Below are 13,026 nucleotides of genomic sequence, written 5' to 3' on the forward strand. Positions count from 1 at the left end.
AAGATCGTGAAACGAGATCTGAGCAAGGTGCTAATGCCCGACCATGCGATGTACACCGAGGCTGTGGAAGCGCTGAAGGTTTACCATCAGGCCCAGACTGATGGAGTGGTGGGAATTGAGCTGGAGCGCCTGCGGTTGATGGCCGAGCATCGTTTTCAAGCCGTCACTGATTATCAGCTTCGAGCCCTTGGTGGGCTGGCAGAGAAAGGTCATTGAGCCCCTGGCCGACCACGTTCTACCTATCAGCTGTTCAAGGCTTTCTGCACAGCATCAACCGCACCGATCCAGTGACGGCCATTGTCGCGTGGGCTGAAGCCCAGCCTTTCGGCGAACGCTGATGCATTGGCGTTGGCAGACTCGATGGCCAGGTAGCGATAGCCAAATTGGGGAGCCAGCTGCACCAGCGCTCGACCATGCCCAACGCGTTCCTTCGTGAAGCCGATCCGGGCCAAGACGAGACACTCCCTTGGCCAGTAGTCATTTGGCTTCACAAACTTGCGGATGTAGATGTCGAACTGGGTGCTCAGGGCTGACACGGTCGCGAAAGTTCGCCACACCCGCTGCTGGACATACCTGGGCTTGCACGTGAACCTTTCCAGGATGAACTCCGCCACATGAGGCTTGAGCTCCTCACAGCGCTCTTCGGCAAAGGCGCGCCATTCTTCGTCACTAGCCTCAGTCGGAGGAAGTGTGGGCATCGTTTTGACCTCGGTCGCTGGCTGGAAAAACGAGTGTAGATGCCTTTTAGGAGCTAGCTGCAGCGATTATCGACAAGCGCTTGCCAAGGTGAATCCGTCTGTACACTCAACCAGCGAGGCCGTGGATCATGGAGAAATGTATGAAGCCCTCTGACGCGATACGAGGCAAGGAAGGGGACATCCGGCACCTAATCGAGGCCTATGGCTTCATTGAGCCCAAGCTCTTCGGCTCTGCCGCTCGAGGCGATGATCACGAAGGGAGTGACCTCGATCTGCTTGCCACCATCCCTTCAGCAATGGCCGGCAAGATTTCCTTGTTCGACATCGCCGAGCTCGAAGACGAGCTTCAGGCCATGGTGGGCGTCCCGGTCGACTTCCACGTCTGCAACAACATGCCCGAGCACCTCAGGCAATCCATCGAGCGTGAGATGGTTACGTTGTAGCTGTGAACATGCTTGCGATGATCCTGGCGTCGAGCAGGGCGTGATGAGGCAGTTCTTCCCCATCGTTCGTCGTAGTCAGGGTCGTGGCATCAGTAGGGAAGTTTCTGACGTTCTTGGGCCATTTCCCATTGTCATAGGCGAGCTCGCAAAACAGCTCCCAGTCGTAGGCAGGTGCGTCTGTGACAATCTCGAGCTCTTCGTCGTAGGTAGCCAAGAACCGGAGGAGCGCCGACCTTGCCTTGAGGATCGGCATGGCGTACTCACCTCCCCAGAGTTGCGGCAGTACGATCTCCTTCACGAAATCACTGCAGTCCTCTTCTCGCCACGCGTCGACGACTTCCACGTAGAATTCCAGGCCATCCTCGGCGACTAACGCCAGGGAGATGAGCCTGGCCTGCTGGCTGAGTTCGGTGAATTCGCAGTCCAGAAAGAGTTTCACAGTCGAATATCCTCTATGCCTAGCAAACGCCTTTCCCTCGCGCAGGAGCGCCTGCTTTGGGAGATTGCCCTCGAACACTTTGGCCCTGAGTTACTGCTCGAGATCGTCGTGGAGCTGTGGGGCACTTTTGACTACCCGGAGCATGCCACGGTTGATCATCTGTCCACGGCTACGTTGGGCCACCAAGTGTTGAATATACTGAAAATTGCCCAAGGCAGAGTCGGAGCATTCGTACCGCTACGTGATGCAGTACCTGGCACTGTCACGCTGTACTCACGACACGCCAGTGATTTGGCCGATGGCCTCATGGCTCGACTGCCGATGAACCAGCTCACTCACAGGATGAAGGGAGACCGCATCGATGATGAAATGGGCATATGAGGTGATGCTGGTTACAAACCGAGGTACTGCGTGATGACCGGCGACCAGCTGCGCAAACTCGAAGTTGCGAAGCGCAGAGCCTTGTGGGCCCTTGCCGAGCTGACGCCTGGCGACCCCGCCGCTGTGAAGGTGTTGGTGGAGCTCGATGAGGTTGATCAGGCTCTCGAGGGCTTGGTGACGGGTCGTGACCTCTCGAGCCAGGAGCTCATGGCAGCCGTCAAAACTCAGTACCACAACGGAATTCGCCTAGTCGTTGATGACAGTATTCCAGAGCCATGGCGTCAGCGCTTTTGGGCAGCGAGCGTGGGATCCACTCGGCTGGCTGCGGGGGCGTACTTCCTCGACTTCGAGAAATTTGTTCTGGCCTGGCAGAGAGAGCTTGAGCACCTGAAAGCACACCGCTCCAACCGGCAGGATAGGTGCTCGAAGTGAAGAGAACGATTCTTGGAATGGCCGAGGCGGGAGAGCCGCTGCTGAGGCAAGCTCTCCAAGCGATCCGTGATCATCAACATGCCGTGAACGACGGGCAGCCAGCCGATGTGGTGGAGCGGCTCCGTATCGAGGCGGATCATCTTTATCAAACCGTCATCGACTACCAGCTGCACAAGGCCGGCACGCTTGGTGAGGCCTTGCACTGATCAACTAATCCGCGCAGGACGATGGTCGAGCCTTAGTCGCGCTGCAGCGGCAAGCGGGATCGGTCGATGTAGTTGAGCGTAGAGCGGATTGGAAAGTGGCCTGTCAATTCACTGATGCGAGCCAGCATGCCCACTTCGTAAGCCACAGTGGCTGTCCGAATGCCGTGAGCAGTCACAACCCCGTCTTCGATGCCTGCGCTCCGAGTCCAAGTGCGCAGCAGCTTGTTTAGTTCCTGTGCGGACATCGGGAGCGTCGAATCCTTGGTGGACGGGAACAGCAAATCACCCTCCGAAAGCTTTGTCGCCCAGGCGTACTTCTTGATCGCACCCTGGCAGCTACTCGGGAGTGGCGCATGCCCGAAGGTTTTGACCCTGGGATACGCCCCGACGCGGTTGAGGTAAATCGCCGAGCGATATTCCCCAGGTCGGACACCTGCTTGCATACAGGCGAACAATGCTTTGTCGCGCAGGCTGCCATAGGCGTTGGCTACTCGTCCAATCGCCTCGACGCTGGCTTTGGTGAGTCCTTGTCTCGCCGATGATGGACGCGCGGGCGTGCGGCGAAACGCAGTCAGCGAGTTGAGGGGGAGCGAACGTATCAGGCCCTGCAACTCCTCTTCGCTGGCGCTCACATCGCCATGGGCAAGGGCAGCTTGGAGGCCGGAGAGAATTACTTGCCTAGCGGTACTGTGCTCCATGGCCGTCACAGCCGGGGTGGCTGCTTGCGCCGTTTTCTCAAGGTCGTGGTAATTCTCATAGCCGAAGCCTTTCGCGAGAACATCTTGAGCAAACGCGAGCTGGATTCTCGTTGGCCCATGCAAGATTTTTCGTAGCTGCTTGGCCATGTACTTGAAGCCACGGTTTTGGATCAGGTCGTCTGGATGGACAGGAATGCGCATGCAAATCTCCGGTCGTCAAGGTGTCGGCTGCCCGCTGACTCGATGAGATGCGTGCGAGAGGAGAGGTTAGAGTGCCCTGTGGCTAAGCCTTCACGAGCCGACCGTTTGATCCAGGGGGGGAGATCAGGGGACGGCAAACCTACCATGCTCATTTTCAGGTTGTCTAGGCATGGCGTGGGCTTCAGTCGATACTAACGTGTAGGTCGACTTCGAGAGTTGATCGGATATGAACTTCGCTGCAGGCGGGAGGGCCAGAGGCGAGCAGATGGACACCTGCAGGGCGCAAAATCGGGCGCAGCCAGGGTTTGGTTCACGATAGCTGTGCACGCAGGGCCGAGCCAGCGGGTTTGCGGATTCAAGCAATCCCTGGAGACCATGTCACTCCTGGCTTACAGCGAGGAAGTCTCCTAGTTTTTTCGGATTTCTTTGCGGGTTTTCTGAGCACCGTGTGCATGTCACGGCGCCTCAGGTGGCACAAGCTTGCAGACCGGCTTTCCATTCCTGGTGATCACGAATGAATCTCCTTCTTGAAGGAGCCTCATGAGCCGCCTGAAGCGCCTTCTTGCCTGCGTTAAGCTGATCACCTGCATCTCGACCTCTTCTTGGATGGTGTGCTAATTCCAAACTTTAGAATGCCCTACAAAGGTATCTGAGGAACTCGAGAAAGGCGAGTATTACGAATTTTACTGGATAGTAAAAGTCAAGAAGTAAAGTTAAAAGTAAGGGCCTTGAGTATGCTGTTAAGCCTGCTGGCGGTGACGTCATAAATGTGTCGAGCCTGCGGCATACTCACAACTTGGCATCTGGGCCAGCGCGGCGATAATTTTCGCAGTGGCTTTTATTGTAGTTTGGGTCGCATTTTTCTTTGGTCAGGGCTCGATTGTCGATGGTTGTCATTATGGCTTGAATGGGTTCGCGGAATATACTGGGGATGTAGCGCGTTGCGCATTTACTCCTACCTGCTTAATTGCGGTGTTTTTTGTAGGGGTTGAAATTAATCTATTCTATAAACCAACGTACTTGAAACGTGGCAGTCGATTGCTCCTGCAAGGCTAGTAGAGCACTTCAGTAATCTGCATCGATAAGCTATTGCGGGCCGCTTCGCGGAAGGCTAGCGTGAACCAAATCCCGCCCAAGGCGGGTTTTGGCCCTGTCGGGCTTTCATCCTGCCACCTGCGCGCTCAGCTTGCTCGTGAATATCGTCTGTGTGGCCATCGAGAACTATCTTAGGGCAGTGCGGCTGCCGGTTATTTTGGTTTAATGAAACACTATAAATAGCCATGACAGCTATTGGTGTCATGGCTAGGTTAAAGCAAAAGTATCTGTAGATATCGACTCAAAGATTGTCCAGTGTTCTCATGTGCCGCCTTAGAGTCGCTCTCAATGACTCCTGTCCAGACAGAATATTTGTAGCGGGACAGAATATTTCGTCTTGGATAAGAAGGTAGTTTACGAACACTCCCGAGATTTTGCTCCAGTCGTCTCTGTCGAGTTTTCGGGCGGCAAAAAGTCCGCGCAAAGTAGCGAGGTGCTCGCCGGCCCGTATCGGCGTCGCAAGACCAACATGTTCAATGTAGGTAAGGTCATCGGAACCAAGCTCAATATGAATTAAACCTGATGGGCTAATTTTAATCTTGGTACTTTCATCCAGTACCTCGCTTGTTGGGTCATAAGCCTCAATCAGTCTGTAGGAAAATAATGCCTCTAGGTGCCTGATAATAACTTTTCTAGGGATGCCAATCGGCTCTAAATAAATGACTAGCTGATTGACTTCGATGAATTTTGCCTCCGCATCCTCGGATTGGAAATATTGCTGTTTTAGTGCCTGAAGAATGCTGAGTCTAGCAAGGGGGGTCGAGATATGATCTGAGTACGTATGATAGAGACTTAGGATGAAGTTATTGTCGTCTTGGGAGAATTGAGAATAGTCCCCCAAGAATACAGCCTTCTTTATCTTTTGGGGTGCTATCCTCAGTTTGTTAGCTTGAGACAGGTAAGTTTTTACTAGGTCGTCCACAGCGATGTGTGGGGATGTGAGCGTTCTTTTAGTAAGTTCAAGGCTGCGACGAATATCGTGGTTGCATAATGAGCTGATAAGGCGTGAAATGAAGTCCGTGTCAATGAAGATGCTTTCAATGCAAGCAACAAATGCATTCAGGTCTTGAACACTAACTCGAATTCCTTTTGTCAGGAAGTACTGATCTTGATTTGTGTTGATCGTGTGATCGATTTTCGACTGTAGGAAAATCGCCCTTTTTTGAAGGATTTCTTTAGTGGATGGTGTTGGAAGATAGAAGGCCTTATATTGATAGGATTGAAATGGGCCGTGCTTGGATAATTGCCAAATTGTCCTGTCTGTAATAGGGCAAATAATAAAGCAGCTCTTGATCGACCTGTACAGGGACTGAGCGTACTGGAAAACAGCTTCTTGAAATTCACGGGGAAAGTGGTCGGCGTTGTCAAAGATGAGGCATGGCATCAAACTACGGGCACCAACGGTATGCCACAGTAAATTTGATAGATATAAGCCTGTTTCTTTTAGTCTTTGCTCCTTGATAAAACTACCGAAATCTATTTTGAATTGATTTTTGTCAGTTTCATAAAGATGCTTCATCTCTCCCTGCGACCAACGCTTATATTCTCTCCAGTAGACGCCGCGAAGGTCATCGTATGTAGGCTCATCGGGGAATAGTAATGATTCGCAAAGTTCAGATAGCTTGGTGTCTAGCCACCGAGTTATGGAGCTCGTATCTCCAGGGGATAGCCGCAGGTCAACCTTGAGCACGAGGCATTTCGACCGTAAGGTACTTTCTAAAGTTAATTTAAAAAAGCGATCTATATAAGTTGACTTTCCGGCGCCTTTGTTCCCTATAATTAGAGCGAAGTCACCCTTTTCGCTGTCGACAGCATCTCGTATATCGGCTTGCAGGCCATGGTTTGTATCAATATATGAAATTCCATCTATGATGTTTTTGGCTATTCGCTGAAGACTAACATCAGTTTCACGACTTTCCTTGCTCTCGACGAAGCAGTTAATAAGCATTTCAGAGTCTTCGTCGCCAGACATTGAGGTAAAAAATTTCGTAAATACTTTTTCAATGTCTCTTGATATTTCAGATTTCCTCATGAATTGTGGGTTGTCAGTTCTGATGTTAAGCAGGTCTTCAGCCTGACTCACCGAGTTGCCTTCCTCTTCATTGAAATAGGTCTTGAAAACATCTTTTGAAATCGCTTCCGCTGAGAAAAGCTCGTAGAATTGAAGGAAGCTGCTCTGAATGGCCTCTAGGGAAGGAAAGACTGCAATCTTGTAGTCTGATTTTGAGCGCCCGTCTCCCCTGATGGCCCAGTGCCCAATCCACTCCGAGCCATTTGTTGCTGCGCAAAACTGCACGCCTGTGTCCAGGCAGTAGCCTTCAGCTTGTCTAAGTACAGGTGTAGCTGATTTAGAGCTGGGGCCGTTAAATTTGAAAAAATTTAGTGTGTCAGCTTTGGTATCAATCAAAGTCGCTGATGTTCGCTTAGCTTCTACTACTAACTTGTTTCGGCCACCTTGAAGGAGTAGGTAGTCAACTCTGCCTTCATCGAGATGTGGTTCAGTTCGGATTGACTCTCTGGGCCATCCCAAAACATCGACTAACATCTGGTCAATTAATTGAAAGCGAGCGTCTTGTTCTGTAATGATGGCACTAATATTTTCTTCAGCATGTTTTTTTAAACGTTGAAAGGCGACGTAAGCATCATCAGATCTCATCCTGCACCATTCCCTAGCAAAAATTCTTAGCTTTTTGGCAGACCAAGATTCAGCTTAGCTGGAAGCCGAGAAGTTGCTATGAGTGGAGGAGTTCTTGCTCTGGAGGGGCGAGAAGCGAGTGAGGCGCCAAGGCGGCGAGTCGAGTCCCCCATCCATCACCGTGCAGTAATACCCAGGGCCTCTGATCGAATTGCCTCCCTAAGGCGTTGGTAAGGTAGCTCATTCGGTACGGAACGGTGCCAGGCTCATTGGTTGATACCGCTGCGCACCCGACTTGCAAAAGGAGCCCCACTTGGCGCCGCAGCGCAAGGATTCGGTCTGAGCATTGCTCGAAGCTTTGGTCATGAGGAGGGGGCGGTAGTGAGCCTGACGATGGTGCTTTCATTCATGATTGCGAGGATTGTGGCTTGATTGCCCGATGCATTACGCAGTCCGTCTTTTTGATTCAGATCGTAGGATGCACGTGACTTCTACCAAGGTGACGAAAGGGCGCTGCTATCTCTCCGAGTTCCCCAATGAGGTCGAGGACACCTGGTAACTCACGATACCTACCAGGGGCCAAGCCTGCGGTTGAGTTGAGCTGACTGAAGATAAAGGGCGCCAAATGGCGCCCTTTGTTCATGTGGGCCTTCTACCGTTTTACTCGACCTAGAGCTCGATCAATGAAATGACGCTCTAGAAGCGTAAGGCGTTGAAGTCGATGTAGGTTTTCACGCAGGGTTCGAGAAGCGTCGTCAACGCTTGCCTCTTCTGCAAATGGAAAAAGTGTTCCAAGCTTATGAAGCAGTTGAACGGGGATTCCCATTTCTTCAAGCCCGGCCCATGCCGGGTGCAAGTGATAGTTTTCGAAAATACTGCGCAGATGCCCGTAAGATGCCCGGAAGTCTGTGCCCCTCTCTTCGAGCTTAAGATTGACGATATCTTCGAGTAGGGCCAGTGCTTTAGGTATCGAATGGCCAAATATTCGACTAGCGAAGTTCAGGGCATGGTTTATTTGCTCGGACAACGCCTCGCTTTCGGTACCGGATGGTATGCGGGATATTTGTTGTATAAGGTACTTTTCGTGGCTTGGCGCCATTAGGTAGGCAGAGACTCTAGCATTGATAACACTAATGTTATTGATGAGTCCCAGCTTTTTAAGCGAGCCAGAGCATACGCGATCAACGAAGCGAGATAGGAGGTTAGCAAATCCTGTCTTTGGGACGCCTGAGAATAGACAGCTTTGAAATTCGCTTTCATCGCAAATTTCTATGAAGCTAAATGCTGCTTCAATGGTCTCGAACTTGAATGATGCGTGTTTCCTCAGAAAATCTTTACCTGCCTTGCTGGCAGATGTTCCCGCCTCAAATCTTGATTGGGAAAAGTCAGTCAAGTGTTCTGGCTGAATGCCGGCGAGGAAGTTTAACGGCAGTTCTTCGGTTTGCTTGCCTAGAGGTATCTCTACCTCAAAACAGTCGCTTTGCTTGGGTAGATCTTCCATGCAAAAAACTTTGCCGACGAAATGCTCGCCCATCCGTCCCGCTCGGCCTTTGATGTTTCCGTGAGTGAAACGATCAATGCTAAAATTACCGGCCCGGTTGTCGTATATGAAAACGTTCTTGGCGACAGTATTTACACCTTCAATAATGGTTGAGGTGCAGATGAGAAACGGCAATTCGCCACGGTTGAATTTGTCAATCGTGTATTGTTGCATGGCCCTGGGAAGTCCGCCGTAGTGAAGGCCGATTCCATTTCGAAATGCTCGGGTGTACTCCCATTTAGGGTGGTAGTGCTGATCCAGCCACGCTAAATATTCATCTTCTACGGATTTTACATAGCCGGATTTTAATAGGAATTTAGCAACCTGTACCGCGCGCCCTGGTGATTTGCAGTAAATAATTGTAGGGCCATTAATCTGTTTAAGTGTTCTGGCTAATGCCTCGTTTTTCTCATCAACGCTATCAGGCTTGATGTTGAAGAACTCGACGTCAACTGCGACGGTGTTATAGTCGGTGGGGATGAAGGTGTAATTCAGGTTGGTCTTGGGCAGTCCGCTGACGCCATTGATAAACGGGCCTGTCATGAAGAACTGTTCGGAGCAACGTAGAAGCTTGCTTAGGGCTGAGTTGAGAGCAGGTACTCGCTCATCATCATCGTCAATCTCGCCGTCTTTCTTGCGTTTGAAAGCTAGCTTGTAGAATTCATCAAGTACAAATAAATCAATGTTCTCGAGGTCGTCTCGGTCATTTACACGCTCCTGTGTAAGAACGTAGAGGATCTTTTCCTGCCCTGAGCGCTGGGTTCCATGATGAACAATCTGAAATGTTTGGCCAAATCGTTCTTCAAGCCTGCGTCGAGTCTCGTCTACCAAGGCGACAGTAGGGAGAACTATAACGAGTTTATTAAATTTGCCTGACGCGATTAGGGAGTCCACGATGGCGCTTTTCCCCATGCTAGTGGGGGCGCTCAAGATCACATTGCGCTTTTCTAGGAGGAGTTCGTAGATTTTGTACTGCATGGAGTGAAAGACGATATCAGTCGAGATAGGCGTCTGATAGGCCTCAAGGACACACTCTTCCGCAAGCGATAGATCTTGGAATTGTGTTTTCAGATATGGATAGAGTCCCGATTTTCGCACTAAGTGCCGCAGTAAAGCATGTACAGCCGAGAACCGGCTTCGAGAGTCTAGAGCCCGGATAACAAGTTCTCGGCCTGAGCTCCTGTATTTGGGATTCGACAGAAGCTGATCAGCGGTTTTTAAATAGGCAAAAGCCGAGAAGCTCTGTTGTTGAAGGCTTTGCAGTGCGGATTCGTAGTTTTCAAGCACAAGCTTTCTCCAGTGCTTTTTTTACTTCGGATAGCAGTTTGTCTATGTCCGGCACAGGGTAGAGGTGGAGCTCGATCAACACCTCTCCGAATCCGCTGGTATTCAAGTCTGAAGAGAAATCGTCGAACAGTTTCTTGGTTTCTGTTAAAAGGTTCGGCTCGTACCCAGGTGTTTTGGGGTCGGTCAATAGGGCAGAGTTATAACCGAGGAAAACTATAAATCGATATCTGTTCAGGTGTGTGTCGAAGGCTTGGCTGGTCTCAAGAAGCTCATCGATATCGTGCTGGAGCAAGTAAGAGTCTTGTTTGATTTCAAGGATCTTGGATCGAGCTGAGTCTATATTGTCGGTAATATCTGAGTATAGGATGGTGCGAAGGCTCTGAAGACATTCAACTATGTCTGTGCCAGTGTAGAGATGACTAAATCCTACCCAAAGCTCATCACCCTCTGAGGCTCGAGGCACGATGTGAACGTTTTCGAGAACTTTTACTTCGAACGGCTTCTCGATGTACAACGAGGCGGGTATTGGCTGGCTCGTATGAAGGCTTCGGATGCAGGAGTGAAGTAAGACTTTGCCAAGAAAGTCACCAAGCTCGGCCATGGAGGCTTTTAGTCGAGATAACAGCGTTCGGTATCGGTCAGAAGTAGATATGCCATTGACGTCTGCGATTTCCTCAGGCATTAGCAGGATTTCATCAATCCACTTTATGACGCTTTCCGAAATGTAGCTATATCTGTAGTTATTAATGCTATAGTTCTGGTGCATTACTTTTCCGCACCGTGTGATACTCCCGCAGCTTGGCGTGTGGGTATGGAGGTGGTTGAGGATAGGTTGTAGTTTTTTGTTTGCGTATATCTTTGTTCTAGTGTGTGAGGACTTTTCGTGTATTAAAATTTCAGACTTGAACCAGTCGATGAGATTGTTTCGATGGTAGGTCTTGTCGTCTTCGCAGTAAACCTTTCTCGAGAGGGCGCTTTTCTTGGTTAGCGTATAAACGATGTCTCTCCAAATTGCCTCGGCGGCGGTGTCGGAACTCAGCGTTACCCCAACGACTTCTAGAGCAGCATTGCGGATATTTTTAATGCCCAGTAATTCGATTTCGCGTTCCGACGCATATACCTGCCACCAGGTGGAGTCTACCCAGTGGCCAACGTCATTTTTGGATGCTGCAACAAAGTTGGAGGTTCGCTGGTTGAGGTCATCGACTAACTCCTGCCTTCCTGGCCTGCCAGCTCGTGAGGCTGGTAATACTCGAAGGTACTCCAGAAGGCCGGTCGGGCGCTCTGCGGAGACGATTCGGAACTTGCACTTGTCAACTGGAGTGGTCGCTTGCTTCATCGACTTATGTACCATCGATGAATCAGGTATGCGTTTTTTTCGCGGTTTGCCTGTGGGCTTGCTCTTGGTCGAGGCGACAGCAGTGCTTGTAGAGTTTTCGGTGATCGTGGTCGGTGTCCACTTCTTTTCGGCAGCAGCTTTGACCTGGATGAACTCTGTGAAACCGTCCCAGACGACATCTACATCGTCAACGGTCTCGACACGTACTGCACGCATGTCCCTGTCCATGAGCATCTCAGTGGCGAGCCAGGCCGCGACGCAGTCCTGATAAAGGAAGCCGTACTTCGCTGCTACGCCTCCTGAGTCGGTAATTTCCATTGCACTCTTTATCCATGGCACTTTGCTATGCCAAGCCTATGAGATTGTGCGTTGCCAGTCTACGGTTCTCCCGGTCGCGTTAGCGGCTCGGAAGAGCCTTGCCAGACCAGTAGAGCTGAGAGGATTGGTGAATGCTCTGGAATTTCATCGACTTATGAGAGGGGCCATTCGCGAGCAGGCCAGGAGGCGAGGGATGGAGCGGGTTTACCGAGAGGGCTTCCGCTACAGCAAGGCAGAGGTGTTGCTGCTCGACCTCAGCCAGCCAAACGAGATAACCCGAGACCTGTACGCGGCGGCACAGCCAGTTGCGAGTAAGGAGCTGATGAGCGTGCTAGATGCTGTGAATGGCAGGCGGGGAGCAATTTGACTAGAGCGTGTTTCCATTGATGATGACTCGATACAGGTGGGTGGTAGCGCGGTAGCCTGCATCAACGGCCAGATCAGTTTGGGTTGGCAGTGTCTTACCGGTTTAGGCCAATTGCGGGTACATGGAACTGGCCCAACCACTGATTCTGAGAGTCGGGCCTGATTCAGTGTCAGTGCCGTCAAAGAGCCCTTGAGTTACGGGGCAGCAGAGGGCTGGCTGGGCGAACGCTCGTCTTGATGCCGCAAAGGTCTCCCCCGAGTGCATCAACTATCATCGAGGGGGTAACTGGTGACTCTTGGTTGCCTAGCCCGACAGCCCTCGAGTGATCCTGTTGATGTACAGGAAGCGCTCTGCCGAACCACGTGATCTCCAGGTTTCTACAGCCCGTTGGACAAGCCTCGTGGTTTCGCAAAAATTGAGCTGATGCTTGGTGGAATGCATGAATGTAGAGATCCACCATGGATTGCCCTCAACCATGATGCGAGGTTGATAGAAATAGATGGATGGGCCATGTCCGCGCCAGTTTTTCATCTTGGCTTCGGCCTGATTTCTCAGCTCTCCAGCCCTCTCATCCATGATGGAGTTCAAAATCACCACGTGGTGATCATTGAGTTCCTCAACGAAGTCTTCGACATCGAGGACTGTGTGGTTCAGTACAACTGCCTGATGCACCGTTTGTCCCTCCTGCTTCTAGTGGCATTCGAGCCATAGGCTTACCCATCCACACCTTGCTCGTCCAGCGTTCATCACGAACAAAGGATGGGGCCAACAATCTTGAGGCTGAGATCAGCTGCGGTGCCACTTTAATGCTCGGCACTATGGATCTTCTTCGCCACCTCAGCTTGCTGGTTGGGTATGGCACCGTGCTACCTTCCTTCGTAGTGCCCCAGCCCTAACAGCCTGAAGGCTGAATGATGATCGACTGACAGGGTGTATGACCGTTTCCG

At 51.1% G+C, this 13,026-nt stretch carries 14 protein-coding genes; 6 read left to right on the forward strand and 8 right to left on the reverse strand.

All coding sequences use genetic code 11. The features are described from left to right. Positions 1-6: 6 nt before the first annotated feature. Entirely contained in the window at positions 7-216 is a 210-nt protein-coding gene (locus tag ACQ4N9_RS00245) for a hypothetical protein (protein ID WP_430931894.1), read from the forward strand. 26 nt (positions 217-242) lie between these two features. Here ACQ4N9_RS00245 and ACQ4N9_RS00250 read toward each other — a convergent pair whose 3' ends face one another. Further along, positions 243-698: a hypothetical protein gene (locus ACQ4N9_RS00250; protein WP_430931896.1), complete on the reverse strand. Its 456-nt coding sequence runs from the start codon at positions 696-698 to the stop codon at positions 243-245. A gap of 140 nt (positions 699-838) precedes the next feature. On the opposite strand from ACQ4N9_RS00250, the gene ACQ4N9_RS00255 reads away from it, so the two are divergent. Further along, a complete protein-coding gene (locus tag ACQ4N9_RS00255; protein WP_430931898.1) occupies positions 839-1,141 on the forward strand; it encodes a nucleotidyltransferase family protein in 303 nt (100 codons plus the stop codon). Here ACQ4N9_RS00255 and ACQ4N9_RS00260 read toward each other — a convergent pair. Next, positions 1,131-1,580 (reverse strand): hypothetical protein, encoded by a 450-nt coding sequence (locus ACQ4N9_RS00260; RefSeq protein ID WP_430931900.1) that lies wholly within the window; start codon positions 1,578-1,580, stop codon positions 1,131-1,133. The two genes, ACQ4N9_RS00255 and ACQ4N9_RS00260, sit on opposite strands and share 11 nt — an antisense overlap. Positions 1,581-1,595: 15 nt before the next feature. On the opposite strand from ACQ4N9_RS00260, the gene ACQ4N9_RS00265 reads away from it, so the two are divergent. The 3 genes from ACQ4N9_RS00265 to ACQ4N9_RS00275 are packed head-to-tail and all read left to right on the forward strand — an operon-like array spanning position 1,596 to position 2,599. Then, complete coding sequence (locus ACQ4N9_RS00265) at positions 1,596-1,961, forward strand: hypothetical protein (protein ID WP_280060720.1); 366 nt, start codon at positions 1,596-1,598, stop codon at positions 1,959-1,961. A 33-nt stretch (positions 1,962-1,994) separates the two neighbouring features. After that, complete coding sequence (locus tag ACQ4N9_RS00270) at positions 1,995-2,393, forward strand: hypothetical protein (RefSeq protein ID WP_430931902.1); 399 nt, start codon at positions 1,995-1,997, stop codon at positions 2,391-2,393. After that, positions 2,390-2,599, forward strand: a complete 210-nt coding sequence (locus ACQ4N9_RS00275) for a hypothetical protein (RefSeq protein WP_430932002.1) — start codon at positions 2,390-2,392, stop codon at positions 2,597-2,599. Before ACQ4N9_RS00270 ends, ACQ4N9_RS00275 begins: the two co-directional genes overlap by 4 nt. Before the next feature lie 32 nt (positions 2,600-2,631). Here ACQ4N9_RS00275 and ACQ4N9_RS00280 read toward each other — a convergent pair whose 3' ends face one another. The 3 genes from ACQ4N9_RS00280 to ACQ4N9_RS00290 all read right to left on the reverse strand — a co-directional run bounded on the left by ACQ4N9_RS00280 (position 2,632) and on the right by ACQ4N9_RS00290 (position 7,249). Then, positions 2,632-3,498, reverse strand: a complete 867-nt coding sequence (locus tag ACQ4N9_RS00280) for a tyrosine-type recombinase/integrase (RefSeq protein ID WP_430931904.1) — start codon at positions 3,496-3,498, stop codon at positions 2,632-2,634. A 455-nt stretch (positions 3,499-3,953) separates the two neighbouring features. Then, on the reverse strand, positions 3,954-4,088 hold the full coding sequence (locus ACQ4N9_RS00285; protein WP_430931906.1) for a type II toxin-antitoxin system Phd/YefM family antitoxin: 135 nt from the start codon (positions 4,086-4,088) through the stop codon (positions 3,954-3,956). 746 nt (positions 4,089-4,834) lie between these two features. Continuing rightward, the gene (locus tag ACQ4N9_RS00290) at positions 4,835-7,249 is read right to left on the reverse strand and encodes a hypothetical protein (protein WP_430931908.1); all 2,415 of its coding nucleotides are present in this window, start codon (positions 7,247-7,249) and stop codon (positions 4,835-4,837) included. 252 nt (positions 7,250-7,501) lie between these two features. On the opposite strand from ACQ4N9_RS00290, the gene ACQ4N9_RS00295 reads away from it, so the two are divergent. Continuing rightward, a complete protein-coding gene (locus tag ACQ4N9_RS00295) occupies positions 7,502-7,660 on the forward strand; it encodes an LrgB family protein (protein ID WP_430931910.1) in 159 nt (52 codons plus the stop codon). A 220-nt stretch (positions 7,661-7,880) separates the two neighbouring features. Here the strand turns inward: ACQ4N9_RS00295 and ACQ4N9_RS00300 are convergent, their stop codons facing one another. The 3 genes from ACQ4N9_RS00300 to ACQ4N9_RS00310 form a co-directional block, all read right to left on the reverse strand. Then, complete coding sequence (locus ACQ4N9_RS00300; RefSeq protein ID WP_430931912.1) at positions 7,881-10,055, reverse strand: DEAD/DEAH box helicase; 2,175 nt, start codon at positions 10,053-10,055, stop codon at positions 7,881-7,883. Continuing rightward, positions 10,048-11,712 (reverse strand): dsDNA nuclease domain-containing protein, encoded by a 1,665-nt coding sequence (locus ACQ4N9_RS00305; RefSeq protein ID WP_430931914.1) that lies wholly within the window; start codon positions 11,710-11,712, stop codon positions 10,048-10,050. The genes ACQ4N9_RS00300 and ACQ4N9_RS00305 overlap by 8 nt, the downstream gene beginning before the upstream one ends. Before the next feature lie 670 nt (positions 11,713-12,382). After that, entirely contained in the window at positions 12,383-12,751 is a 369-nt protein-coding gene (locus ACQ4N9_RS00310; RefSeq protein WP_430931916.1) for a hypothetical protein, read from the reverse strand. Positions 12,752-13,026: the final 275 nt, after the last annotated feature.

Source organism: Pseudomonas sp. ES1 (assembly GCF_050586605.1).
In the GTDB taxonomy this organism is placed as follows: domain Bacteria; phylum Pseudomonadota; class Gammaproteobacteria; order Pseudomonadales; family Pseudomonadaceae; genus Aquipseudomonas; species Aquipseudomonas sichuanensis.

What these genes read in the sequence shown, in the direction of transcription:
- ACQ4N9_RS00250 (WP_430931896.1), bottom strand. Translation starts at nt 698, where the DNA reads ATGCCCACACTTCCTCCGACTGAGGCTAGTGACGAAGAATGGCGCGCC.
- ACQ4N9_RS00255 (WP_430931898.1), top strand. Translation starts at nt 839, where the DNA reads ATGAAGCCCTCTGACGCGATACGAGGCAAGGAAGGGGACATCCGGCAC.
- ACQ4N9_RS00265 (WP_280060720.1), top strand. Translation starts at nt 1,596, where the DNA reads ATGCCTAGCAAACGCCTTTCCCTCGCGCAGGAGCGCCTGCTTTGGGAG.
- ACQ4N9_RS00270 (WP_430931902.1), top strand. Translation starts at nt 1,995, where the DNA reads ATGACCGGCGACCAGCTGCGCAAACTCGAAGTTGCGAAGCGCAGAGCC.
- ACQ4N9_RS00280 (WP_430931904.1), bottom strand. Translation starts at nt 3,498, where the DNA reads ATGCGCATTCCTGTCCATCCAGACGACCTGATCCAAAACCGTGGCTTC.
- ACQ4N9_RS00285 (WP_430931906.1), bottom strand. Translation starts at nt 4,088, where the DNA reads ATGCAGGTGATCAGCTTAACGCAGGCAAGAAGGCGCTTCAGGCGGCTC.
- ACQ4N9_RS00290 (WP_430931908.1), bottom strand. Translation starts at nt 7,249, where the DNA reads ATGAGATCTGATGATGCTTACGTCGCCTTTCAACGTTTAAAAAAACAT.
- ACQ4N9_RS00305 (WP_430931914.1), bottom strand. Translation starts at nt 11,712, where the DNA reads ATGGAAATTACCGACTCAGGAGGCGTAGCAGCGAAGTACGGCTTCCTT.